The organism is Brevibacterium sp. K11IcPPYGO002, from assembly GCF_050920635.1.
GTDB lineage: Bacteria > Actinomycetota > Actinomycetes > Actinomycetales > Brevibacteriaceae > Brevibacterium.
Genome location: NZ_CP131929.1, coordinates 808,692 through 832,412, shown reverse-complemented (window position 1 = coordinate 832,412; position 23,721 = coordinate 808,692). Strand labels below are relative to the sequence as shown.

Here is a 23,721-nt window from a genome sequence, read left to right as displayed (position 1 = left end):
GTGTCTTTTGTTCGAACCTAGTGGTGTGGGAATGGCTGCTGGCCCGATCCAGGAGGCCACTGATTCGGGTGAGCCTGTGTCGTATGACCAGCTTGCGGGTAGATCTGCTGTGGGTGAACCTGTTGCTGAGTCGAAGCCGGCCGGCTTGGCATCGGCACCGTTCCAGCCGGCAGGAGGCCGAGCATGTGGAAGAGTCCGAGAATGATGAAAAGGAGTATGAGCCAGGCACCTTGGACGATCACCATCGACAGTGCCTTATCCAGTGGGCTTGCGTTCAGGCCCCGGCCAGCAACGTAGCTTCCCGCATTCATCACCACGGCGATGACGATTCCGACGACGAGGACCCACCACCTGCGGCGGCGGACGATGTTCCATGCGCAGAATACAGCGGCGAGGTACACGACGCTGATTACAACCTGGGCAATACTCGCGCGAAGCGCCGAATCTGTGCCGGCTCCAGTGCCAGCGACGCTGAAGATGAAGCTCACGACCGGGGTGAGCACCAAAAGGCAGATGCAGCCGAACAGGTAGGTTCCGGCGGCGATGAACCGGCGCGTCCAACTCACATTCTTCACCAGCAGCATGGCGATGGTACCGATGACGAGACGCAGCAGTGATGAGAGAACTGTCCAGAGACTGTAGACGACAGGGGCGTTCGAACTACCGGACATGCTCAACGGTGCCAAGACCAGGCCGGGCAGCACACCGATGATCAGCGCCGCCCAGAACAGTGACCGCGCGAGCCATCCGGGGTGGCGGGAGCCTGCCGTATTCGATATGACTGACGCCCCCGGCGTGGCCTGCGTATCGAATGGTGCCGGAGGACGCGGTGGCACCGGCGGATATGAATACTGATCTGATTCGTAAGGAGCCACCGACTGTGGAGTCGGCCGGTTCGGACTCGTCCAACGCTGCCCGTTCTGCCCATAACTCATGATTCCAGCCTACTGACCCGCGACCGTTCACGCGCCCGGGTAGCCGGGAAGATAACCGGGACGCGTATCGACCGGCCGGGCAGGCACGTTGCGGTGAAAGCTCGCAGAGTTTGCTCGGTCGATGGGTACAGTTGCCCCTCCGATCCGGCCCAGCAGGTGGAATCCACCGAATCCGCCCAGAACGAGTATCAACGACACAGTCACCACCACGGCCGTCATCAGCAAGGGAGACGTGCCGAACGACATCATCGCAAAGAAGGTCAGCTGCTGAACCACAGCGACGATGCCGGACCAGACGAACGAGAGCAGTAGAATCCACCACCGGCGATTGCGGATGATGTTCCACGCCAGATAAGTCACGCCGAAGAACAGAGTGAGACCTGCCGGCACGCGGATGAAGTCCGGTAGGAATGACATGGGCGGCTGCGACGCTGACTGGCTGTAGGGCGGCGACAGAATCGGCACGACAACCAAAGGAACGCACCAGACTGCGACGAAGAGGGACACAGCAGAAGCTCGTCGTAACCACACGGTGTTGCGCACGAGCAGCAGAGCCATGGCTCCAACGACGATAAGAAGTGATCTCAGACCTGTTGTGATCAAAGGACTCAGCATTCCAAGCACTGGGACCAGCGCCGTCAAGGCCACAGAAATCAGCGGTGGAACGATGTAGAGCGCAACTGCGAGGCAGATCAGGCACCGGGAACACCAGAGCATGACCCGAGCGAACTGTTCGGTCTGGGAAGCCGCCGCAACGGAATTGCCGGGGCTGCCCATTTGACCAGCATTCTGCTGGGGCGGCAGCGCCCGGCTCACATCTGGTGTCTGCGGCTGTATCGAACTCATGGTTTCACTCTAGGACCACGCGGCGGACTGCGACGTCCGCTGAAGTAGCAATGCTGACACGTGTACCGCGGCATCTGACATAACCGCCTGGCCCGTCAGCACACGTGACCGAAGATGACACCGACCGCACATGCACGACTGCGAATGTGATTGCCTGAAGGAGAACGATGAGCCTCAGCCGTTCCGCGGCCAGGGACTCAGCAGCACAGCAGAACGACACCACATTCAAGGAAGAGGAACCAGTCATGGCGACGATTCGCACATCCCACGCGGGATCCTTACCCCGCACCCCCGAGCTCATCGAGGCCAACAAGGCCAAGCAGGCGCAGAACACCGCCCGCCTGGCCGGCGAGTCCGTGACGCAGGAACAGGAGCAGGAATTCGACGAGCTGCTGGCCGCCAGCGTCACCGACCTCGTCAAGCGGCAGAAGAACCTGGGCATCTCACTGCCGAACGACGGCGAATACGGTCACGCCATGGCCGCGGACTTCGATTACGGAGCATGGTGGCACTACTCATTCGCCCGCACCGGCGGGCTCGAGCTCGATGATGTCGACAAGTGGGATGCACCGGCTGTGCGTTCCGAACCCGGCAAGACGGTTCTCACCAGCTTCGGCGACCGCCGCGATCGCAACCTGTTCCCCAACGTCTACTCCGACGCCGACGCCGGAACCGACACCGGCCAGCAGCCGCAGTTCCCGAAGGCCACCGGTCCGATCAGCTACATCGGTCAGGACCAGGTCAACCGCGACGTCGCGAACATCAAGGCCGGTCTGGCTGCCGCCGGGTACGACGAGCGTGCCGGGTACATCAATGCGCTCTCCCCCGGTTCGGCCTCCCGCATCGCCAACGAGTTCTACTCGTCCGATGAGGAGTTCATCTGGGCATGGGCCGATGTGCTCCGGGAGGAATACCTCGCCATCACCGAGGCGGGGCTGACCGTCCAGATCGACGATCCCTCCCTGGCTGAGAACTTCGACCAGATCAACCCGGAACCGTCGTTCGCTGACTACCGCTCGTTCATCCAGGTGCGCATCGACGCCCTCAACCATGCGCTGCGCGGAATCGACCCGGCGCAGGTGCGTGTGCACACCTGTTGGGGTTCCTGGCACGGGCCCCACGTCACCGACCTGCCGTTCATCGAGATCGTCGACCAGGTGCTCTCGATCAACGCCGCCGGCATCACCTTCGAAGCCGCGAACGTCCGCCACGAACACGAATGGCGGATCTGGGAAGAGAAGAAGCTGCCCGAGGGCAAGTACATCATCCCCGGAATCGTCTCCCACTCGACGAACGTCGTCGAGCATCCCGAGCTCGTCGCCGAACGCATCGGCCGGTTCGCCAAGCTCGTCGGACCCGAGAACGTCGTCGCCTCCACCGACTGCGGCCTGGGCGGACGAGTCCACCCGGACATCGCCGTCGCGAAGTTGCAGTCCCTGACCGAAGGTGCCGAGATCGCTTCGAAGCGCTTCTGATCTGCGGCCGCAGAAGCAACAGCAGTAACACCGGTCCCCTCCGTCAGGCTCGTCTGCCGAGCGGAGGGGACTTCTGCATCACGCCCCGATGCCGAGCTCCTCGTCGAAGCAATCGGCAAGCGTCGGGTGAGCGAACTGGTAGCCGGTTTCCTCCAGCTTCTCCGGCACCACCCGCTGATCGGCCAGCGCGAGCTCCTTCGCCCCGTCACGGCCGAGCATGATCTCGGTGATGAAACCGGGCGTCGGGATCCATGCGGGCCTGCGCAGGTGGGCGGCGAGAGCCTCGGCGAATTCCGCCTGCGAAACGAGATCCGGGGCGACAGCGTTCACGGGTCCCCGCACATAGTCGTAGAGGACGGCGTGCACATACGTGCGTGCCACGTCGTCGAGGGAGATCCAGGCCAGAGCCTGCTCCCCGCTGCCCAATCGACCGCCGGCTCCGGCGAGGAACAGCGGCGCCTGCAGTTTGAGCAGACCGCCCAAGGAACTGAGGACGACTCCGGTCCGGATCGACACGCGCCTGATTCCGGCGTCCTCGACTCCGGCCGCCGTCTCCTCCCACTTCTGGCACACCTCGGCGAGGAATCCCTCGCCGGCCGGCCCTGTCTCGTCGACAGGTTCGTCGGCTTTCGCCCCGTAATAGCCGACCGCAGAGGCGCAGACGAAGACCGACGGACGCTTCTCCTCGGGCAGACCGCGCATCGTTTCGACGAGCAGCCTCGTCGAGTCGATGCGGGAGGACCAGATCTCGTCCTTCGCGTGCTTGGTGAACCGCGTGGCGATGGATCGCCCGCCGAGGTGGACCACCGCATCCGCCCACGCGAGGTCCCGTGGATTGAGGATTCCCAGATCAGGGTTCCAATGCACCTCGTATTCGAACTTCGGGGTCTCGCGGACAAGCAGTCGGACGAAATGTCCGGCGGTGGAGAACAGGGCGGCGACCTGGCGTCCGATCATTCCGCTTCCGCCGGCGATGAGGATGTGTTTGCCCTTCTTCCGCGTCAGCAGGGGCGCGTTCGTGGATTCGAGGAAGTCGATGTCCATGAGCATCCGCTTGCGACGGGCGTCGAAAGTGGCTTCGAGGTAGTGAGTGAGGCCCCGGTCGATGACGTCGAAGCCCTGGGGAGCCATGGAGAATTCGATGTGGTCATCGATCTTCGTTCCGCCGGCGACCGAGGTGAACTCGTGCGTGTGCTTCCACTGGCTCAGCGGGCCCTTCTTCAGCTCATCGACGAACGAGAACCGCGAGGGTCCCTCCGAATGCACGGAGCTGAACGGCCGTCGCACGAGCCCGTAAGTGCCGGGCACGCTCGTCCTCACCTGCGCCACCGAGCCCGGGGCGATCGGAGGATAGCTCTCTTCGACGATCTCCTGGGCCCAATGAGGCGAGAGGCGGGTCAGCGCTCCTGGCCGAGCATGCCAGTCGAATGTGGTCTCCGCACCGAGCGGAACTTCAGATGTCGACTCAAAGATGGTCATGGCATCCCTCCTACCTCGAATGATGCCACCGGTTTCTGAGAATATGACCCGCAACTCACCTAAGACCAGGTGAATTGTTCTCGCCGAGGCGGCTCACCCGCCCAGCGGTCCCGAAAGACGCTTCCGCGGGACCCGAAAGCCGCTTCAGCGGGCTCGAAGTGTGAGCGCAGTGATCTGGATCGGGGCGCTCACACTTCGAACCCGCGGGTGCAGCGCGGTCAGTCGGCGGCAGGGATCTTGCCGAAGCGGAACGCCGACCAGAAGTCACCGCGCACGTAGCCGTGCTCCGGCTCCGGGTCGAAGTCCCAGTGGCGGACACGGCCGACTTGGAGCGCATCGGCGACGAGCTGCCTGCTGCGCTGCGAACCGAGCACATGCTCCTCGAGATGCTCGAGATCGTAGCGGGACTCGAGTTCGGCGCGCATCGACTCACGCGCCTTGGCAAAGGCCGGATCCTCGGCCCGATTGACCAACTCGTCGGGGTCGGCGGCCAGGTCGAAGAGCAGCTCCGGGTCGCCCGGGCACACGGTGAGCTTGAGATCTCCACGCACCAGCGTGACCTGCGGCCGGTAGGTGCCTTCGGCGAAGTACTCGATGACGACGTCGCGATCCTCGGGTCCGACCTTGCCCGCGGCCTCCCGCCGGGCGGACTCGAGCAGCGAGGTTCCGCTCAGACCGTCATCGATCGCCGAGGCGGCCCCGGAGTTCGCATCGCCGGCACCCACCGATCCCGGCCCGACTTCTCCCGTACCCTGGGCGATGTCGAGCAGGGTCGGCGCGAGGTCGACGAGGCTGACCGGGTTCGCATACCGGCCCGGGGCGATCACCTCGGCGGGACCGTTGATGATGAGCGGAACCCGGGAGGACTGTTCGTACGGGGACATCTTGAACCACAGCCCCTTCTCCCCCAGCATGTCGCCGTGGTCGCTCGTGACGATGATGACGGTGTTGTCCGCGAGGTCGAGTTCGGCCAGCCGACGCCGGATGGCCCCGACGTGGTCGTCGATGTAGTTGACCGCCGCATAGTAGGCCCGACGCGCTCGCCGCAGATCCTCGGTGCCCGGTTCGCGTTCGTCGAAGCCGCACATCGTGCGCAGGCGGTGGCTGTGCGGGTCCACGGCCGGATCGGGAACCTCGGGGTGGGCTGGGTCCGGGATGGCCACCTCGGCGAATCGGTCCCAGTTGGCCTTCGGCGGCTCGTACGGGTCGTGGGGATGGATGAACGAGGTGACCATCAGGAACGGCTGATCGGTCCCGGCGGCCTGGTTCGCGCGTTTGCGATCGTTGAGGTGACGCAGGGTCTTGAAGATCACCTCGTCGTCGAAGTCCTGCTGGACGTTCGCGGTCGCCGCACCGGCGGTGAACACGGGGTCGGCCTCGTGATACCACTGCAGCTTCTGCTCCAGGGGACGGTTCCAGTCGGGCACCATATCGAGGTCGGCCGGGTACACGTCCGTGGTCAGCCGCTCTTCGAAACCGTGGTGCTGATCAGGGCCGATGAAGTGCATCCGCCCGATCAGCGCCGTGTGGTAGCCGAGCTTGCGCAGGCGGTGGGCGAAGGTCGGCACCGAGGCTGCGAAGTCATCGCCGTTGTCGAGGCAGTCGATCTCCGAGGGCATCCGCCCGGTCATCATCGACGCCCGCGACGGCGAGCACAGCGGAGTATTGCAGTACGCACGGTCGAAGACGGCTCCATCGGCGGCCAGGGCGTCCATGTTCGGCGTCAGCGCGGCGGCGTCGCCGTAGGCTCCCAGGGCCTGGGCGGCCATCTGATCGGCTTGGATGACGACGATGTTCGGGGTGGTCATGAGTGGTCCTCTCTGCGGTCGGAGCCGAGGTCGGCTGCGGAATCGGTCACTGAATCCGGGTCGGGTTCCGTCGCCGAGGCGGCCACGGAGTCCGCATCCGTCGCCGAGGCGGCCACGGAGTCCGCCTCGGTCGTGGAGGCGTCGTTCCCTTCCGTCGCTTCCGTCGTCGAGGCGGCGTCCGCCTCGGCGGGGGCGGTACCGTCTTCCGGAGTCCATCCGTCGGCCCACTCCCCCGTCTCGTAGTCGAATCCGACGGGTTCGCCGTTCTCATCCGTGCGCTGGTACCAGTCGGTGTAGTCCTCGTGTTCGGAGTCGATGCCGCAGTTCGCGCCGTCTCCCGGTTCGGTGGGCACGACCTGCAGGGCGAAGTCGTCGCCGTAGGATTCGGCACCGGCGACCACCGCATTGTCCACGGCGTTCTGCGCGTACTTCCGGCGCAGCGCCATCGGGTCGGTGCGCAGCTCCCTCACCCAGGCGATGATGATGAAGAGCATGATGACCGCGAACGGCACAGCCGTGACGATGACGAGCTGCTGGAGTCCCTCGAGCGCGTTCGCGTTGCCGAGCAGGAGCATCACCACGGAGATGCCCGACATCACCAGGCCCCAGAACACGACCACCCACTTCTTCGGCTCCTGGTCGCCGCGGCTGGCGAGCATGCCCATGACCACGGAAGCGGAGTCAGCCGAGGTGATGAAGAAGATCGCGAGCACGACGATCGCCACGAACGGCAGCCATTCGACGTAGGGCAGGTTGTCGACGAGTGCGAAGAAGACCTCGGGGGCGGCCATGCTGTCGGAGAACCCGGCGGCACCGTCCCGGTACATCGAGATCGAAGTCCCGCCCATGACGCCGTAGGCGACGAAGAGCAGCGTCGAGGGAATGAAGATCGTGCCGAGGAGGAACTGGCGGATGCTGCGCCCGCGCGAGATGCGGGCGATGAAGGTGCCGACGAAAGGCGACCAGGAGATCCACCAGGCCCAGTAGTAGACGGTCCACACCGACTGGAACTCCTGGGTCTCGGAACCCCAGGACAGGGACTTGCCCATGAGATCGAACATCGACCCGAGGTACTCCATGAGCGCCGAGGGCAGCAGGTTGAGCAGGAACAGGGTCGGCCCGAGGAAGAGGACGATGCCGACGATGCCGATCGTGAGCACGATGTTGATGCTCGACAAGTAGCGGATGCCCTTCGAGACACCCGAGACCGCAGAGATGATGAAGCCGAGGGTGAGGACGAGGATGATGATGACGAGCATATTGTTCGTCATCGGTCCCGCACCGGAGACGATGCTCGCTCCGGTGCCGATCTGCATGGCTGCGATGCCGAGCGCGGCGGCCGTGCCGAACAGTGTGGCGACGATGGCGAAGATGTCGACGAGTTTGCCGGCGAAGCCCTCCGACTGTCGTTTGCCGAAGAGGCTGACGAAGATCGAGGACAGCAGCAGGGACCTGCCGCGGCGGTAGGCGGCGTAGGCGATCGCACCGCCCACCAGGGCGTACATCGCCCAAGCGTGGAATCCCCAGTGGTAGTAGGTCTGCGCCATCGCGCCGTGGAGTGCTTCGATCGACTCCGGATCATTCGTCAGCGGGGGTGGAGTGATGAAGTAGGTCAGCGGCTCGGAGGGGCCGAAGAAGAGGACTCCGATGCCGATGCCCGCGGCGAAGAGCATCGCCACCCAGGCGAACGTGGAGAACTCGGCCTTCTCCCCGTCCTTTCCGAGCGGGATCTTTCCGTACGGGGAGAACGCGAGGATGAGCATGGCGACGAGGATGACGAGGGCGACGAGGTTGAACAGCCAGCCCACATTCATCGTCGACCAGTCGAATGCGGCCTGCGCCACCGAGGCGACGCTGCCGGAATCGGCGATGCCCCAGATGACGAAGGCGACCGTGAGGGTTCCGGCGATCGCGAAGATCACTTTGTCGAGGGAGTACCGGCGCCGCTGTTCGTCGATGGCGATGCCGGGCACGAGGATCGGGTGGGTGTCGTGCGGGTAGTGGCCGTGTGTGTCTTCGAGATCGGCCTTCACGGGACCGCGCGGGCGGCGGTAGTCGAATTGGCCGAGGTTGCGCCCGGTCTCACGACCGACGCGTTTGGCGTCAGCCCCCATCCGGCGGGCATCGGCCATGATCCGTTCACGTGAGGCACGGCGAGCCGCCTCGGTGGTGGCATCGGACCGCTGATCCGGGCCCGGATCGTGTTCGTCGGTGCGGTTGGAGTCATCTGTCATGTGTCGGTTCACACTCTTTCGATTGTTGCGGAAACTGCCGAGATCGATCGGTGCCGCGCACGAAGACGAACGCATCAGGGCCCGATGGCATGAACGCACATCGGGTCAGAGTCGGGAATCAGGTGATGCGACCGGCCGGCGGTCGTCGATCTGGCAGATGGTCTGCGGATCGGCGATCAGTGACTAGGGCTCTCCGCCCCACCAGCCGACGGCCACGGGTTCCCAGGAATCATTGGCGAAGCCGCAGCTCGGGCGCTCTCGATTCGGGGTCGACCAACCCCAGCGGTGGTGGTCGTCGAATCCGAGAGGGGTCATGCCTTCGGACGATAACAGCTTGCGTGAGGCTTCACAATAAATTCTCAGCAACGAATGGGCGCCGCCATCGCCGAGGATGCACCGGGCTGAGCCGCTCGGACCTGCCCCGCGCGGGAACGGTCAATCGGGCAGTCCCGGTCGATTCGGCAGTCTCGGTCGATTCGGCAGTCCCGGGTCAGCCGATTTCGACGAGGATGACTCCGACGGTGATGAAGCCGATGCCCAGCAGCGCCTTGCGCGTGAGCGGATCCTTCCAGATGACCCGGGAGAGCAGGCAGACCAGCGCGACTCCGCAGGCCGCCCACAGACCATAGGCGACGCCGAGAGGCATGCCCTCGGCAAGTGTGCGGCCGAGGAAGAAGAAGGCCGCGGTGTAGCTGATGGCCACGGGAATGAACCAGATCCTGCGCTGCAGTCCGGCGCTCGCACGCAGGCACAGGGTGCCGGCGACCTCGCTGAGGATCGACAGGGCCAACCACATCCAGCTCATTCGGTCACCTCCGTCTCCACGGTCGCGGATTCTTCGGGAGTGCCGGATTCGACGAGGATGACGCCGATGATGATGAGGGCGATGCCGATGATGGCGCCGACGCTCAGAAGTTCACCGAAGAGCACGACACCGAGCACGGCGACGAGGGCGACCCCGCTGGCCGACCAGGTCGCGTACACGGCACCGAGCGGCATGCCCAGCCGCTGGGTGAGGCCGAGGATGAAGAAGGCCGCGGCGTAGAGGACGACGACCCCGGGAATCCACACCGGATCGGCGACCGCGGCTCGCAGCATCAGGGTGGCGGCCACCTCGGCGAGTATGGCGGTGACGAGCAGCAGCAGACGTGTCGAGTTCATCCGGTCACCTCCGTTTCAGCATCGCCGGACGTTCCCACAGCTGCATCGATGGTTGCCGCTGCGGCATCGTCGGACGTTCCCGCAGCGACTCCCGCAGCGGCATCGATGGCTGCCGCAGCGGCGTCGATGAGCGCGAGCGCGTGCGTGCGCACGGCCGCGATATCGGTGGAGGGGAACACTCCGGTGGCTTCGGACATCCATGCGCCGTCGGCACAGAACCGGGCGGCGGTGAGCAGTGACACCGCACGATCTTCGAGCCCGGCGGTGTCGAACCACGGACCGAGATGCTCGCTCCACGCACGCGACAGCTTCGGGTGGTAGAGCGCATCGGAGAAGATCCAGTAGTCGGCGCGCGAGACCTCGGCGGTGGTGGCCACGGTGACGTAGGCCCGGTGCCGTTCGAAGCTCGTCAGTTCCTGACTCGAATGTCCGGTGTGCTCGCGCAGCCGCTGCGCCCAGTCCTTCGCGGCATGGTCGACGAGCCCGAGCATGAGCGCTTCCTTGGACGGGAAGTGATACATCAGGCCCGGTTTCGTCAGTCCCGCCTGCTGCGCGACCGATTCGAGCGAGATCGTCACACCCTGCACCGAATCGTGCGATTCGGCCAGAGCCTTCGCCGCGTGAAGAATCCGCGTCCGTCCATCATTCGCCATGCCTCAACTTTACCAACCGGTTGGTAAAGTTCGCCAGTGCGGAAGAGAGGGTGGTCCACACCACGCGGTGTGAACCACCCTCTTATGTGCCTCGACTGGGCGTCATGCGCGCGGCTGCTCTCCAGCGAGCTCGTCGCCCATGCGCTTCAGCGGCTATCGAGTCTCGGCTCAGTTCAGCAGTGCCCGGTCGCCGAGCGTCGCTCCCTTGAGTTTCGAGAATTCGCCGAGCAGGGTCTCGACGGTCAGGTCCTTCTTCTCCTCGGCCGAAGCCTGGTAGATGATCCGCCCCTCGTGCATCATGATCAGCCGGTTGCCCAGCGCGATCGCCTGCTCCATATTGTGGGTGACCATGAGGGTGGTCAGCCCGTCCGCCTCGACGATCTTCTTCGTCAGGGTCGACACCAGTGCAGCACGCTGCGGGTCGAGAGCGGCGGTGTGCTCGTCGAGCAGCAGGATCCGCGGCTGGGTGAATCCGGCCATGAGCAGGCTCAGTGCCTGCCGCTGTCCGCCGGAGAGCAGTCCGACCTTCGTCTTCAGCCGGTTCTCGAGGCCGAGTTCGAGAGTCGCCAGCTCCTCTTTGAAGTGTTCGCGCCGTTCCGAGGTGGTCCCCCGCCCCAGCCCGCGCGGCTTTCCGCGTTTGAGCGCAAGGGAGAGGTTCTGTTCGATCGTGAGGTCCGGAGCGGTTCCGGCCATCGGATCCTGGAAGACTCGGCCCAGGTATCCCGCTCGTTTGTATTCGGGCATCCGCGAGACCTCGGCGCCGTCGATGGCGATCGATCCGGAGTCGATGGGCAGACGGCCGGAAATGGTGTTGAGCAGCGTCGATTTTCCGGCACCGTTGGAGCCGATGACGGTGACGAAGTCGGATTCGTCGAGTTCGAGCGAAAGCCCTTGCAGTGCCTTGCGTTCGTTGACGGTGCCGGGGAAGAAGGTCTTGGAGATGTTGTCGATCGTGAGCATGGGTCTCAGATCTCCTTCCCGGCTCTGGAGCCGGTCGCGCCGGCGGGGATGTCGGCGACCTCGGCGGGGTCTTTCATATCGGTCGTTCCCGCCGGCACCGAGGCGGCCGCGCGGTTTCCGCGTCCGCGCAGTGAGGGGATCCGTTTGAGGAATCCCCACCTGGGCAGCAGCAGTGCGATGACGACGAGCAGCGCGGTCGTCAGCTTCATATCGTTCGTATCCAGGCCCGCACGCAGGGCGAGGAAGATGATGAGCCGGTAGACGACCGACCCGAGGAGTGCGCCGAGGCTGGCCATGACGATGTTGCGGCTGCCGAACACGGCCTGGCCGAGGATCACCGAGGCGAGTCCGACGAGGATGAGGCCGATGCCCATGCTGATATCGGAGAACCCCTGGTACTGAGCGACGAGCGCTCCGCAGAGTGCGACGAATCCGTTCGAAAGTGCCAGGGTGAGCATCGTCGAGTTGTCGGTGTTGACGCCGAGGCTGCGGATCATCTCTTTGTTGTTGCCGGTGGCCTGGATGGCCAGTCCGAGATCGGTGGTGAGGAACCAGTCGATGGCGAACTTGAGGATGAGGGCGAAGGCGAGCAGGATCGCAATCGACCCCCAGGTGCCCATGAGCATGTTCTCGCGCAGCGGGGTGAACACGGTGTCTTCTCGCAGGAGCGGCAGGTTCGCCTTCCCCATGATCCGTAGGTTGATCGACCACAGGCCGATCATGGTGAGGATTCCGGCGAGCAGTCCGTCGATGCCGCCTTTAGTGTGAAGCAGGCCGGTGATGTAGCCGGCGATGAGTCCGGCGCCGATCGCCGCGAGCGTGGCCAGGAAGGGGTTGACCCCGGCGATGATGAGGGAGGCTGCGGTGGCGCCGCCCGTGGTGAAGCTTCCGTCGACGGTGAGGTCGGGGAAGTTGAGGACCTTGAAGGTCAGATAGACCCCGAGCGCCATCGCGCCGTAGATGAGCCCGAGCTCCAATGCTCCGAACATGGGTTTCCGTTCATTTCTGGTGTGTGGTTCATGGTGGCCCCGAGGTCGTCGGTGTCAGCGCCGGCGACCTCGGGGCCGGTGACGTTGGTGCAGTCGAGGAGTTCAGGACTCCCTGCACCGGGTCACGGTTGGTGTCGGTTACTCGATGACCTTGTCGGCCTCGTCGACGAGTTTCTGCGGAATCTCGGCGCCCTGGGCCTCGGCGGCCTTCGGGTTGACGACGAGCTCGAGGTTCGAGCTGGTCTCGACGGGCATTTCGGCGGGCTTCTTTCCGTCCTGGAGGATCTTCAGAGCCATTTCGCCGGTCTGTTCGCCGAGCTTCGTGTAGTCGATGCCGCGGGTGATCGCCGCGCCGGACTCGACCTGGCCGGCCTCCGACCCGACGAGCAGAGCCTTGTTCTTCTCTGCCGCCTGGACCATGGTCGACACTGCCGAAACGACGTTGTTGTCGGTGGGCACGTAGTAGGCGTCGACCTTGCCGAGCGAGTCCACGGCCTGAGCGAGCTCGCCCGAGTTCGCGATCGTCGCTTCCTTGATCTTCACATCGAGGCCCTCTGCCGCCTTCTTCGCGAGATCGACCTGCACCTGCGAGTTGACCTCGCCGGAGCTGTAGACGATGCCGACGGTCTTCGCATCGGGTTTGACGTCCTTGACCAGCTTCAGCTGCTCTTCGACCGGATTGAGGTCGGAGGTGCCGGTGACGTTGCCGCCGGGGCTGTCATTGGAATCGACGAGTCCGGCTTCTTCGGCGTCGGTGACGGCGGTGAAGAGCACGGGCTTGTCGGTGATCGCCTGGGCTGCGGCCTGAGCGGCCGGGGTGGCGACGGCGAGGACGAGGTCGAGGTCGTCGCTGGCGAACTGCTGTGCGATCGAGGTCGCATTGGCCTGTTCGCCCTGGGCGTTCTGCACGTCCCATTCGACGTCGACGCCGGCATCCTCGAAGGACTTCTTGAAGCCTTCGGTGGCGGCGTCGAGCGCCGGGTGCTGCACGAGCTGCGAGACGCCGATGGAGAACGAATCGCCTTCGCCGCCACCGCTCTCACCGCCGCCGCAGGCCGAAACCGCAAGAATCGAACCGACTGCCACCATCGCTGTGGCCACTTTGCTGAGACGCATTCTTCTCCCTTTCGGAATTTCGGTCCGCCGGTGCGGATCCGTCACGAATTCTGCATTCGACACCGTCGCTCCTCGCGGGCAAGGACAGTGACGGCAATGCAGATGAATGATGCGCCGCCGTCACTCAGACCGTTCTGAGTTCATGACGCGCATCACGTCGAATGTGATGATATCCACTCTATGGCCCGGCACTGACACCGGGTGCCGAATCCGGGTTTTGGAGACAATCGTCCCAGTATCGTTATCTGCGGCGACAGTCGTCCCCTCAGGGCTCTGTTTCGACGTCCGATCGTCCCAGCACGTCGAGGATCCAGGCGTATTCGAAGGCGACTTCCTTCCAGGCGTCATACCGCCCGGAGACCCCGCCGTGCCCGGCGACCATTTCAGTCTTGAGCAGGGCGTTCGCACCGACCTCGCGGAGTCGGGCGACCCATTTCGCGGGTTCGACGTAGAGGACCCGGGTGTCGTTGAGCGAGGTCACGGCCAAGATCTGCGGGTAGGCCGCCTCGGTGACGTTTTCGTAGGGAGAGTACGAGCGCATGTACTCGTAGACCTCCGGATCATGCAGCGGGTCGCCCCACTCCTCCCATTCGATGACGGTCAGCGGCAGCTCGGGCATGAGGATCGAGGTCAGCGCGTCGACGAAGGGCACGTCGGCGCTGATTCCGGCGAAGAGCTCGGGCGCCATGTTCGCAATCGCACCCATGAGCAGGCCCCCGGCCGATCCGCCGCTGGCCACGAGCCGATCCGGACTCGTCCACCCGGTGTCGATGAGGTGGCGGGCGACGTCGATGAAGTCGGTGAACGTGTTCTTCTTCGCCGTCGTCTTGCCCTGGTCGTACCAGTGTCGGCCCATTTCGCCGCCGCCGCGCACGTGCGCGATGGCGAAGACGACGCCGCGGTCGAGCAGCGACAGCCGCGAGACCGAGAAGTACGGGTCCATGCTCGCCTCATACGAGCCGTACCCGTAGAGGAGCAGCGGTTTCGCCGAGGCGGCTCTGCCGTTCGCCTCGTCCGCGCCGACTCCGTCCGCTGCGTCCTCCGTCGAGGCGGGATTGCCGTGTTCGCCGTGTTCGTCGTGTTCGTCGGATCGGTGCAGGTCCTTGCGGAAGACCACCGAGATCGGGATGTCGGTGCCGTCGCCGGCCTTCGCCCACAGGAGGGTTTCGGTGTAGGCGTCGAGGTCGACGGATCCGAGAACGGGCTGACGCTTGAGGACCGTGTCAGTGCCGTCTGCGACGCTGTGCGAATAGAGCACCGCGGGCGTCGACATGGAGGTGAAATGCAGTCGGATGCTCGTCTGTGCGAATTCGGGATTGCCGCCCAGTGACAGGGTTCCGGTCTCCCGGCCGAAGGGCAGTTCCTGCAGCGATCCGAAGGGTGAGGAGGCATCGCCGAGGCGGATGATGCCGACGCGGGCGAAGCCGCCGCGACGGTAGCTGAGCACGATGAAGTCGGCGAAGGCGTCGACATCTTCGATGCGCAGGTCATCGACCCGCAGTTCGCCGTTGTGCGTTTCGCCGCTGCGCAGCTTTCCGTTGAGCAGCTCTCCGTTGCTGCCTGCGGCTTCGGTGACGATGACGTCGCGACCGGGCGCGGTCGGGTCCGCGGCGGGGACGTCGACGAGCTCGAAATCGGCGCGATTGCGGTTGTGGGTGATGAGGAATCGGTCCTCACCGCCGATGACGGCGTGCTCGACGGTGTATTCGACTCCGTCGACGCGGGGCCAGATCTCCTGCGGTTCGGCTTCGAGGTCGTCGACGCTGATGCTCCAGTACCCGGTGGTCGTCTTCGACCCGGTGACGACGAACATCATCCGGCCCGAACGTGAGAATCCCGAGCCGACGAAGAAGCGCTCATCGGGTTCGTGGAAGATGCACACGTCGTCGCTGCTGTCGGTGCCGACCACGTGGCGCCACACCTTCTCCGGCCGCCAGGCGTCGTCGACGGTGGTGTAGAAGACGAAGCGACCGCTCGGGTCGAGGGAGGCCCCGGCAAAGGTGCCCTCGATCGTGTCGGCGAGGTCATCTCCTGTGACCAGGTCGCGGAGTCGGAGGGTGTAGCGTTCGTCGCCGGTGGTGTCGACACCGTAGAGGAGTCTGCTGCCGTCGTCCGAAAGTGAGAAGGAGCCGAGGGAGAAGAACTCCTGACCGGCGGCGGCGATGTTCGAGTCGAAAACGACTTCTTCACCGGGCAGAGGTTCTTCGCCGACCTCGGGCGGCGTCCAGTCATCGGGCCCGGAGATGGGGATCCGGACGCTGATGCCGTAGTCGAGCCCGGCCTTCGTGCGGGAGAAGTACCAGTAGTTCCCGCGTCGGTTGGGCACGGACATATCGGTCTCTTTGATGCGCGTCTTGATCTCGGTGAAGATCGAATCTCGGAGGCCTTCGAGGTGAGCCGTCTGTGCGCTCGTCCAGTCGTTCTCTGCTTCGAGGTGGGCGATGACTTCGGGCGACTCCTTCTCACGCATCCACTCGTAATGGTCGATGAAGGTATGGCCGTGGTGGGTGCGCTCGAAGGGAACCTTCTTCGCCACCGGCGCAGAAGCGGGGGTGGTCGCTGTCGAGGTCCCGGTCTCGGACTTGGTCCCGGCGTCGGCCCCGGCCCCGGACGGGGTCTGTGCTGCAGGAACGGTGGCAGGAGAATCGGCATCAGTCATGGTCCCACCCTAGTCACTCCGCCCGTTCACCTCGTCTGCGGCCAGTCAGCCGAGGCGTTTCCCCGATCTTCGCTGTTATACCTCGGTGGAATGATCACACACAGACGGGCCGCGACGACCAGGCGACGCCGCGCAGCGATGACCCGCTGTGCGCAGAATGCACTCAACGCGCTCAATGAGCAGAACGCGCAGAGCGAGCACAAGCTCGCAGTGGACACTCAGCAAGCTCTAAGGTGAGTCTCGAATCACACTCGCCTTCAAAGGAGAAGACCGTGCCACAGGCGCCACCTCCCGAGGATTCGACGGTCGAATCCTCCCATCCCTCACGACGCACCTTCGGACGCATCGCCTACGGGGCGATCGCCTTGGCAGCGATCGGAACGGCAACGACCTACTCGGTCAGGGCCGCCTCGGCGAAGGGCGACCTGTCGTCGAATCTCACCCTCATCGCTCCGGCCGGCGCCGGCGGCGGCTGGGACGGCTTTGCCCGCGAGACCCAGCAGGCCATGCGCGTCGACCGGCTGGCCAACAACGCCCAGGTCGTCAACATCCCCGGAGCCGGCGGCACGATCGGCCTCGGCAAGTTCTCGACGATGCACGGCCAGGCGGACACGATCCTGGCCACCGGCACCGCCATGGTCGGCGGGATCGCCCTGAACAAGTCGCCGGTCGGATTCGACAACACCACCCTGATGGCCCGCGTGGCCGAGGACTACGACGTCCTCATCGCCGCCGCCGATTCCCCGCACAATACGATCGACGATGTCATCGGCGCATGGAAGAAGGACCCGAAGGGACTCGTGTGGACGGGCGGTTCGGCGGGTTCGGTCGACCATCTCACGATCGCGCAGCTCGCGCTCCTCGGCGGGATCGCCGCGTCCGACATCACCTACATCCCGAAGTCCGGCGGCGGCGAAGCGATCCAGACGCTGCTCTCGGGGACCACCGACTTCGCCTCCTGCGGCTTCAACGAGGTCTCCGACCAGATCGAAGCCGGACGCGTCAAAGCCATCGGCGTGGCCGCCCCGAAGCGGATCGAGGGCTTCGACGAGGTGCCGACGATGTCCGAACAGGGCTATGAGGTCACGCTGACGAACTGGCGCGGCTGGCTCGGCGCCCCGGACATCACCGGCGAGGAATCCGGCCAGCTGCTCGACATCCTCCAGAAGACCCGCGACAGCGCGGCCTGGAAGGACGCCCTCGAACGGAACAAGTGGACCGACGTGTGGCTGACCGGCGACGAGTTCGCCGAGTTCATCAAGGAGGACTCGTCACGGGTGGAGAAGCTGCTGAAGGAGTTGGGACTGTGAGCGCACAGACGACGAAACGCACGGGCCACCTCGGCGCGGGAACCTGGTGGCAGGGACGGTCAGGACTCATCGTTCCCCTCATCATGGGTGCATTCTCGACCTATCTGCTCGTCGGCATCCTCACGATGGACGTGCCTGCGGATGCGGACAAACCGGGTCCGCAGTTCTTCCCGACGATCATCATGCTCGTCGGCTACGCGCTGACGGTCCTGCTGGTCATTGCCTATATCCGCAATCCCGAACCCGTCGACGTCGACGTCGACGATGCGGTACCGGCCCAGGTCGAAGAGGACAAGGCGTTCTCGACTCCGGTCACCTCGGCGGTCGCGGCCTCTCGACTCACCCCTCATGAGGAGGACGAACCCGAGGACGACCGCGCAGCCCTGGCCGCGGCCCGCAGGGCCGATTCGACGCACCGCACTCACAGTGACTTCGTGTCCCTGGCCTGGGGCGCCGGCGGTTTCGCGGCGTTCGCCCTCATCCTCGAATTCGCCGGGTGGATCATCGCCGCAGCGCTGCTGTTCTGGTGTGTGGCCCGGTCGATGGGATCGAAGAAGCCGCTGTTCGACCTCACTCTGGCACTGACGTTCTCGTCCCTGGTCTACATCGCCTTCGCGGTGATGCTGGGACTCAACCTTCCTTCGGGAATTCTGGGAGGTGGCTTCTGATATGGACGCTCTCATGTCCCTCTTCGAAGGCTTCGCACACGCTCTGACCCCGATGAACCTGCTGTGGGTGTTCGTCGGCTGCTTCCTCGGCACCGCCGTCGGCGTGCTGCCGGGCCTCGGGTCGTCGATGGCCGTGGCTCTGCTGCTGCCGATGACCTTTGCCCTCGACCCCACAGGCGCGTTCATCATGTTCGCCGGCGTCTACTTCGGTGGGCTCTTCGGCGACTCGACGATGGCCATCCTCATGAACACCCCGGGTCAGGCCTCTGCGATCGCCTCGACGTTCGAAGGCCACAAGATGGCCAAATCCGGGCGGGCCCCGCAGGCTCTGGCCACCGCTGCGATCGGCGCATTCATCGGCGGGTTCATCTCCTGCTTCCTCGTCGTCTTCGTCGCTCCCGCGTTAGCGGATCTGTCGACGAGCTTCGGCCCGGCCGAGTTCTTCGCCCTTGCCCTGTTCGCCTTCGTCGCCACCTCCTCGGTGGTCGCCGATTCGGTGCTCAAGGGGCTCACGGCTCTGGTGCTGGGCATCGGCTTCACCGTCATCGGCATCGACTCGGTTTCGGGCACGGAGCGGTTCACTCTCGGCGTCCCCGAACTCTTCGACGGTGTTTCGCTGGTCACGGTGACGGTCGGTGTGCTGGCGCTGGGCGAAGTGTTCTTCATCGCCTCCCGGATCCGCCGCCAGGCCACGGACAACACAGTCAGCTCCTCGGGCCGCCCGTTCCTCTCCCGCAAGGAGGTCGGCGAAGCTCTGCCGGCGTGGCTGCGCGGCACGGCGATCGGTCTGCCTTTCGGCGTCATCCCCGTCGGCGGTGCCGATGTACCGACGTTCATGGCCTACGGCCTGGAGCGCAAGCTCGATTCCCGGCGGAAGGATCCGCAGTTCGGACAGGGCGCGATCCGTGGTCTTGCCGCCCCCGAGGCGGCCGGATCGGCGACGACGGGCATCGCGATGGGTGCGCTGTTGGCTCTGGGTCTGCCGATCTCGGCGACGGCGGCGATCATGCTCGCGGCGTTCCGTCAGTACGGCATCCAGCCCGGTCCGCTGCTCTTCGACCGCTCCCCCGAGCTCGTCTGGGGTCTGCTGGCGAGCTTCTTCGTCGCGATGATCGTCCTGCTCATCATCAACCTGCCGTTCGCTCCGCTGTGGGCGAAGCTGCTGAAGATCCCGGACCCGTACCTCTACGGCGGCATCGCGGTCTTCTGCGGCCTGGGCATCTATGCAACGTCCGCCTCGACATTCGAGCTGCTCATCCTGCTGGGCATCGGCGTGCTGAGCTTCGTGCTCAAGCGCTACGGTGTGCCGTTGGCGCCGCTGATGATCGGCATGGTGCTCGGGCCCCTGGCCGAGTCGAACCTGCGTGATGCCCTGTTGGCGGCCGGCGGAGATGCGTCGACTTTGGTGTCCTCGCCGATCACGATCGTCATCTACCTCGTGCTCATCGCCGCTCTGGTCTACACCGGCATCGGCCGAGTGCTCGCCCGCAAGCGGCAGAAGCAGGCGACACAGGAGGTGCTCGCTCCGGCGAACTCGTCGCAGGGCTGATCCCCGCGGCCGCGGCGTGGGCCGCCGCGGTTGCTGGGTGCGGTTCCGGCCGCGGCGATCACCAGCGACTGGGGAGATGGTCCCGGCTCCGTGCCGAGGATCGTCTCCCCAGTCCTTTGCCGTAAATGGCGTCGAACATAGGTCAGCACCGGATACTTTCTACCCCCAGGAAGTATCCGGTGCTGACCTATTTTCGTGGGGAGTCCACTGCCGGGCGCGCTCTCCCCCGCGTCCACTGCCCAGCGTGCTCTGCCCCGCGCCCACTGCCCATGATGCGGGATCAGCGGTCGGAATCAGATCGGGAGGATGCTCTCGGCAGGAGTCGCCCGGCGCCCTTGAGACCGAAGCTGGTGAGCACAGCGGCGATGAGGACGAGGACCACGGCCGCACCGGCGGCCCACTGCACGCCGAAGTCGAAGGCCGACACAGCCGCCTCGGTGATCCTCTCACCTGCTGCGGAACTCAGTCCGGACGCGTATTCGAGGGCGGAGCCGAGCGTATCGAACTCGGCTCTGTCGGCTGTGTCCCCGATCGCGGACTGCAGCGCGGATCCGTACATGAAGGTCGAGAGCCCGCCGAGCACGGTCGTGCCCATGACGGATCCGAATTCGTAGGCGGTCTCCGATATCGCCGAGGCGGCTCCGGCCTTGTGAGCGGGGACCGCGGCAAGGATGAGGTCGTTCGTGATGACCTCGGCGGCGCCGAGTCCGATGCCGAGGATGAGGAAGGCCAGCAGCAGTCCCATCACGGAGTGTTCGGAGGTGAAGGCGATGATGCCCATGCCGATGGCGTTGAGCGCGAGCGCACAGGGCACGACGACGCGCGGTTCGAAGCGGGCGATGAGCGGCACCGCGAGGTAGCCGGCCGCGACCGAGGTGATCAGCCCAGGGATGAGCACAAGCGCGGCGTCGATCGGAGAGAGCCCGAGCACGAGCTGGAGCAGCTGGGTGCCGAAGTAGAGGAACCCGGCCAGCCCCATGACGCTCAGCAGGTTCGACACCACCGCCGAGGTGAACACGGAGTTCGCGAACAGCCGGACGTCGAGCATCGGGTTCGGTGTGGCGAGCTGGCGAAGGACGAAGCTGGCGCCGGCGACGATCGCCACGGACAGGGTGAACCAGAAGAGGAGGTCGGCGCCAGAGGCCATGCTGTGTTTGATGGCGAAGACGAGCGGGGCCAGGGCGAGCATCGACAGGATGATGGAGAACGGGTCGAAGCGGCCGGGGTTCGGATCGCGCGATTCGGGCAGCAGGATGGCGGCCGCGGGGATGAAGAGCGCGATGAGCGGCAGGTTGATGAAGAAGACCGAGCTCCAGTGGAAGTGCTCGAGCAGAAAGCCGCCGACGATCGGACCCAGAGCGGCACCGCCGGAGAACATCGCGGCCCAGGTGGCGATCGCGATGCGGCGGTCCTTGTCGTGGTCGAAGATGTTGCGGATGAGTGACAGCGTCGAGGGCATGAGGGTGGCCCCGAAGATGCCCAGCAGTGCACGAGCGAGGATGAGCATCTCGGCCGAGGTGGAGAACGCCGCGAGCAGTGAGGCCGCACCGAATCCGGCGGACCCGATGATGAGCAGTTTGCGACGCCCGACTCGATCGCCGAGGCTGCCCATGGCCACCAACAGACCGGCGAGCATGAGCGCGTAGATGTCGACGATCCACAGCAGCTGCGTGCCGGTCGGATGCAGACCGGTGCTGATCGCGGGGATCGCGAAGCCGAGCACCGTGTTGTCGATCGAGATCAGCAGCACGGGGATCATGAGCACCGCAAGGCCGGCCCATTCGCGCCGACCGGCACGCAGCTGTGGAGTCAGTGTCGTCGTCATGCCCACCACTGTACCGTCTGGACGGTACAGTTGGGAAGCGGAAAGGTCACCCGCATTCGCACGCTCAGGAGATACACGGAGTGCTCGACCGCCTCGGCGATGACCGTGTCCCTACCCGCATCCCCGCCCGGCACCATCGGTCCGCCCCCTCACCGCCTCGGTCCGGTTTCGGGCGCACCGTCAGTCTCATGGGCCACGCCATCGACTAGGCTCGTGGCCATGGCACGCAATCCGACCGCAACCAAGGAGAAGCTGCTCGACGCCTTCGATACGCTCCTCGACGAACACGGCACAGCCGGAGCGACTCTGGACGCAGTTGCTGCGAAGGCCGGAGTCTCCAAGGGCGGTCTTCTCTATCATTTCGGCTCGAAAGCCGAGCTCATCAAGGGCAGCTTGGAACGGCTCGACCAGCTGGTCGACGAGGACATCGAAGAGATGAAGGCCGCCGGCGAACGCCTTCACTACTACTACCTCGAGACCTCGGCCGAGGTCGGTACTCCCCTCGACCGCAGCCTCATCGCCGCCGGATGCCTCGCGCTCGAGAACGAGGAGGCCAAGGCGGCTCTGCGCAGGACCAGGGAAGCGTGGTTCAACTTACTCAACGACCACCTCGGCGATGCTGATCTGGCGATGACGATCCAGCTCATCGGCGACGGCATGTACTTCAATCAGAACTTCGGGCTGTCACAGGATGAAGCCCTCGAGCACGTGAAGCGAGTGCTCACCCGCCTCGGGCTCTGAATCACCCACCATGGAGTTCCGGACGTCTCGTGCGGGTTATTGCCTCAGCTTTCCGCACAGATCGTCCGGAAGTCGGCCCGCGGCCGCTGTATCACTCGCACACAGCTGACTGTGGATGGCGCTTCTCTATCCACAGGCTGGTTTCTCGCCATTTCTTTTCAGTGACCGGCAGGCGAAGCTGGCTCCTATGTACGCTGACTCTCGCTGGATGATGCACGATTTTCCGGAGGTGTTCCGAACCCGGGACTACATCGAACGAGGCATCACACGGCACAGCCTCTATCATTCGAAGCGCTTTCAGCAGGTATTGCCCGGCGTACGGATGGACCTCGAACGGTTCGACCGTCGCCCAGTACCGGCGTGGGCCGATGCTGACTGGCTGTTTGATGCGCAGAGACTCAGAGCCGCGCTCCTCCACTACCCGGACATTGCTGCCAGCCACGCCCTTGCCGCGCGGCTCTACGGCTGGCCGCTTCCTTCCACCTGGCTGACGTCGCAACTCCATGTCTCAGTCACAGAGCCCAATTGTCGGATCAGACTCCCAGGGATCACTCTGCGTCGAATGACGACCATGACGGTCAGGCAATGGTTCAGCTTACCCATTCTCGCTCCAGCAGAGGTCATCATCGGAATCGCAGGCGACCTGACGCAACGCGACCTCGTGAAAATCTGCGACGCGGCCGTCGGCAACTGGCACGGACCACCACAGATCGGGCTCGACGAACTGCGTGACTGCGTTCGCACACGTTCATTCCTCCGCGGACGACAGCACCTCTTGGAAGCGGCCAACCTCGCCCGTCCGACTGTTGATTCGCCACCCGAGACAGACCTGCGGCTGTGGGCCGTCGACGTCGGTCTTCCCGAACCTGTCGTGCATCCTCATGTTCCCAGCCGCCTCCTTGGGCGCATTGTCGAACCTGACCTCGGCTATCCCGACGCACGGCTTGCGCTGGAGTACGAGGGCGGTCACCACTTCGAATCGAAGCGGCAGAGAGAAAGCGACCTCAGACGCGACGAAGCGCTCCGTGCAGAAGGCTGGACGGTCCTCCACGTGACGAGCAATGCCAACTACATCCTGTTGGAGGCACAGATTCGTGACCATTTGGGTCTCGAGCCGCGCGTTCGGTCGGGCCGGGGCAGTGGTGGCGGCTGTTGACCATGCAGCGACTGACTGGAATGACGCTCGTCTCAGGCGAGATTCAGCTAAAAGATGGGAAGTTCCGGACGATCTGTGCGGAAAACTGAGGCCCAAATCAGCACAGATCGTCCGGAACTTCCTATAACACGCCTCCGCACGCAGCGAAGATGACCGG

General features: G+C 64.8%; 20 protein-coding genes. 6 read left to right on the top strand and 14 right to left on the bottom strand.

The genetic code is table 11. The features are described from left to right. Positions 1–17 precede the first annotated feature (17 nt). Positions 18–935: a hypothetical protein gene (locus QYM46_RS03705; protein ID WP_432790911.1), complete on the bottom strand. Its 918-nt coding sequence runs from the start codon at positions 933–935 to the stop codon at positions 18–20. A gap of 27 nt (positions 936–962) precedes the next feature. Next, positions 963–1,781 (bottom strand): hypothetical protein, encoded by an 819-nt coding sequence (locus QYM46_RS03700; RefSeq protein WP_432790910.1) that lies wholly within the window; start codon positions 1,779–1,781, stop codon positions 963–965. A gap of 245 nt (positions 1,782–2,026) precedes the next feature. Here QYM46_RS03700 and QYM46_RS03695 point away from each other — a divergent pair, with 245 nt between their 5' ends. Then, positions 2,027–3,256, top strand: a complete 1,230-nt coding sequence (locus QYM46_RS03695) for a cobalamin-independent methionine synthase II family protein (RefSeq protein ID WP_432791712.1) — start codon at positions 2,027–2,029, stop codon at positions 3,254–3,256. A gap of 78 nt (positions 3,257–3,334) precedes the next feature. On the opposite strand, the gene QYM46_RS03690 is transcribed toward QYM46_RS03695, so the two are convergent. The 11 genes from QYM46_RS03690 to QYM46_RS03640 form a co-directional block, all read right to left on the bottom strand. Beyond that, complete coding sequence (locus QYM46_RS03690; protein WP_432790909.1) at positions 3,335–4,735, bottom strand: TIGR01777 family oxidoreductase; 1,401 nt, start codon at positions 4,733–4,735, stop codon at positions 3,335–3,337. Positions 4,736–4,953: 218 nt separating this feature from the next. Continuing rightward, positions 4,954–6,543 carry a choline-sulfatase gene (gene betC, locus QYM46_RS03685; protein ID WP_432790908.1) on the bottom strand — a complete coding sequence of 530 codons (1,590 nt, stop codon included), beginning with the start codon at positions 6,541–6,543 and terminating at the stop codon, positions 4,954–4,956. Further along, positions 6,540–8,777, bottom strand: a complete 2,238-nt coding sequence (locus tag QYM46_RS03680; RefSeq protein ID WP_432790907.1) for a BCCT family transporter — start codon at positions 8,775–8,777, stop codon at positions 6,540–6,542. The genes betC and QYM46_RS03680 overlap by 4 nt, the downstream gene beginning before the upstream one ends. Before the next feature lie 183 nt (positions 8,778–8,960). After that, positions 8,961–9,092: a hypothetical protein gene (locus tag QYM46_RS03675; protein ID WP_269320690.1), complete on the bottom strand. Its 132-nt coding sequence runs from the start codon at positions 9,090–9,092 to the stop codon at positions 8,961–8,963. 175 nt (positions 9,093–9,267) lie between these two features. Then, complete coding sequence (locus QYM46_RS03670; protein ID WP_025779934.1) at positions 9,268–9,582, bottom strand: DMT family transporter; 315 nt, start codon at positions 9,580–9,582, stop codon at positions 9,268–9,270. Further along, on the bottom strand, positions 9,579–9,938 hold the full coding sequence (locus QYM46_RS03665; protein WP_432790906.1) for an SMR family transporter: 360 nt from the start codon (positions 9,936–9,938) through the stop codon (positions 9,579–9,581). Before QYM46_RS03665 ends, QYM46_RS03670 begins: the two co-directional genes overlap by 4 nt. Further along, complete coding sequence (locus QYM46_RS03660) at positions 9,935–10,591, bottom strand: TetR/AcrR family transcriptional regulator (protein WP_432790905.1); 657 nt, start codon at positions 10,589–10,591, stop codon at positions 9,935–9,937. Before QYM46_RS03660 ends, QYM46_RS03665 begins: the two co-directional genes overlap by 4 nt. A 168-nt stretch (positions 10,592–10,759) precedes the next feature. Further along, positions 10,760–11,551 (bottom strand): ABC transporter ATP-binding protein, encoded by a 792-nt coding sequence (locus tag QYM46_RS03655; RefSeq protein ID WP_432790904.1) that lies wholly within the window; start codon positions 11,549–11,551, stop codon positions 10,760–10,762. A gap of 5 nt (positions 11,552–11,556) precedes the next feature. Beyond that, on the bottom strand, positions 11,557–12,540 hold the full coding sequence (locus QYM46_RS03650) for an ABC transporter permease (RefSeq protein WP_432790903.1): 984 nt from the start codon (positions 12,538–12,540) through the stop codon (positions 11,557–11,559). A gap of 138 nt (positions 12,541–12,678) precedes the next feature. Then, positions 12,679–13,656 carry an ABC transporter substrate-binding protein gene (locus QYM46_RS03645; RefSeq protein WP_432790902.1) on the bottom strand — a complete coding sequence of 326 codons (978 nt, stop codon included), beginning with the start codon at positions 13,654–13,656 and terminating at the stop codon, positions 12,679–12,681. 265 nt (positions 13,657–13,921) lie between these two features. Beyond that, positions 13,922–16,315: a S9 family peptidase gene (locus QYM46_RS03640; protein WP_432790900.1), complete on the bottom strand. Its 2,394-nt coding sequence runs from the start codon at positions 16,313–16,315 to the stop codon at positions 13,922–13,924. 272 nt (positions 16,316–16,587) lie between these two features. Between QYM46_RS03640 and QYM46_RS03635 the strand changes: the two genes are divergently transcribed. From QYM46_RS03635 to QYM46_RS03625, 3 genes are read left to right on the top strand one after another with little or no spacing between them, the layout of a single operon-like run. Next, positions 16,588–17,625, top strand: coding sequence for a Bug family tripartite tricarboxylate transporter substrate binding protein (locus QYM46_RS03635; protein WP_432790898.1), 1,038 nt, complete (start codon positions 16,588–16,590; stop codon positions 17,623–17,625). After that, complete coding sequence (locus QYM46_RS03630; RefSeq protein WP_432790896.1) at positions 17,622–18,293, top strand: tripartite tricarboxylate transporter TctB family protein; 672 nt, start codon at positions 17,622–17,624, stop codon at positions 18,291–18,293. Before QYM46_RS03635 ends, QYM46_RS03630 begins: the two co-directional genes overlap by 4 nt. Position 18,294: 1 nt before the next feature. After that, a complete protein-coding gene (locus tag QYM46_RS03625) occupies positions 18,295–19,842 on the top strand; it encodes a tripartite tricarboxylate transporter permease (RefSeq protein ID WP_432790895.1) in 1,548 nt (515 codons plus the stop codon). Between the two features lie 280 nt (positions 19,843–20,122). Here QYM46_RS03625 and QYM46_RS03620 read toward each other — a convergent pair whose 3' ends face one another. Next, entirely contained in the window at positions 20,123–21,667 is a 1,545-nt protein-coding gene (locus QYM46_RS03620; protein WP_432790894.1) for an MFS transporter, read from the bottom strand. A 219-nt stretch (positions 21,668–21,886) separates the two neighbouring features. Here QYM46_RS03620 and QYM46_RS03615 point away from each other — a divergent pair, with 219 nt between their 5' ends. Next, positions 21,887–22,408: a TetR/AcrR family transcriptional regulator gene (locus tag QYM46_RS03615; RefSeq protein WP_432790893.1), complete on the top strand. Its 522-nt coding sequence runs from the start codon at positions 21,887–21,889 to the stop codon at positions 22,406–22,408. 115 nt (positions 22,409–22,523) lie between these two features. Beyond that, positions 22,524–23,564, top strand: coding sequence for an endonuclease domain-containing protein (locus QYM46_RS03610; RefSeq protein WP_432790892.1), 1,041 nt, complete (start codon positions 22,524–22,526; stop codon positions 23,562–23,564). Positions 23,565–23,721 lie beyond the last annotated feature (157 nt).

Coding starts and splice junctions, on each gene's coding strand:
- QYM46_RS03620 (WP_432790894.1), bottom strand. CDS start 21,667: ATGACGACGACACTGACTCCACAGCTGCGTGCCGGTCGGCGCGAATGG.
- QYM46_RS03695 (WP_432791712.1), top strand. CDS start 2,027: ATGGCGACGATTCGCACATCCCACGCGGGATCCTTACCCCGCACCCCC.
- QYM46_RS03700 (WP_432790910.1), bottom strand. CDS start 1,781: ATGAGTTCGATACAGCCGCAGACACCAGATGTGAGCCGGGCGCTGCCG.
- QYM46_RS03650 (WP_432790903.1), bottom strand. CDS start 12,540: ATGTTCGGAGCATTGGAGCTCGGGCTCATCTACGGCGCGATGGCGCTC.
- QYM46_RS03690 (WP_432790909.1), bottom strand. CDS start 4,735: ATGACCATCTTTGAGTCGACATCTGAAGTTCCGCTCGGTGCGGAGACC.
- QYM46_RS03680 (WP_432790907.1), bottom strand. CDS start 8,777: ATGACAGATGACTCCAACCGCACCGACGAACACGATCCGGGCCCGGAT.
- QYM46_RS03665 (WP_432790906.1), bottom strand. CDS start 9,938: ATGAACTCGACACGTCTGCTGCTGCTCGTCACCGCCATACTCGCCGAG.
- QYM46_RS03615 (WP_432790893.1), top strand. CDS start 21,887: ATGGCACGCAATCCGACCGCAACCAAGGAGAAGCTGCTCGACGCCTTC.
- QYM46_RS03705 (WP_432790911.1), bottom strand. CDS start 935: ATGAGTTATGGGCAGAACGGGCAGCGTTGGACGAGTCCGAACCGGCCG.
- QYM46_RS03645 (WP_432790902.1), bottom strand. CDS start 13,656: ATGCGTCTCAGCAAAGTGGCCACAGCGATGGTGGCAGTCGGTTCGATT.
- QYM46_RS03655 (WP_432790904.1), bottom strand. CDS start 11,551: ATGCTCACGATCGACAACATCTCCAAGACCTTCTTCCCCGGCACCGTC.
- QYM46_RS03675 (WP_269320690.1), bottom strand. CDS start 9,092: ATGACCCCTCTCGGATTCGACGACCACCACCGCTGGGGTTGGTCGACC.
- betC (WP_432790908.1), bottom strand. CDS start 6,543: ATGACCACCCCGAACATCGTCGTCATCCAAGCCGATCAGATGGCCGCC.
- QYM46_RS03640 (WP_432790900.1), bottom strand. CDS start 16,315: ATGACTGATGCCGATTCTCCTGCCACCGTTCCTGCAGCACAGACCCCG.
- QYM46_RS03610 (WP_432790892.1), top strand. CDS start 22,524: ATGGCGCTTCTCTATCCACAGGCTGGTTTCTCGCCATTTCTTTTCAGT.
- QYM46_RS03670 (WP_025779934.1), bottom strand. CDS start 9,582: ATGAGCTGGATGTGGTTGGCCCTGTCGATCCTCAGCGAGGTCGCCGGC.
- QYM46_RS03625 (WP_432790895.1), top strand. CDS start 18,295: ATGGACGCTCTCATGTCCCTCTTCGAAGGCTTCGCACACGCTCTGACC.
- QYM46_RS03660 (WP_432790905.1), bottom strand. CDS start 10,591: ATGGCGAATGATGGACGGACGCGGATTCTTCACGCGGCGAAGGCTCTG.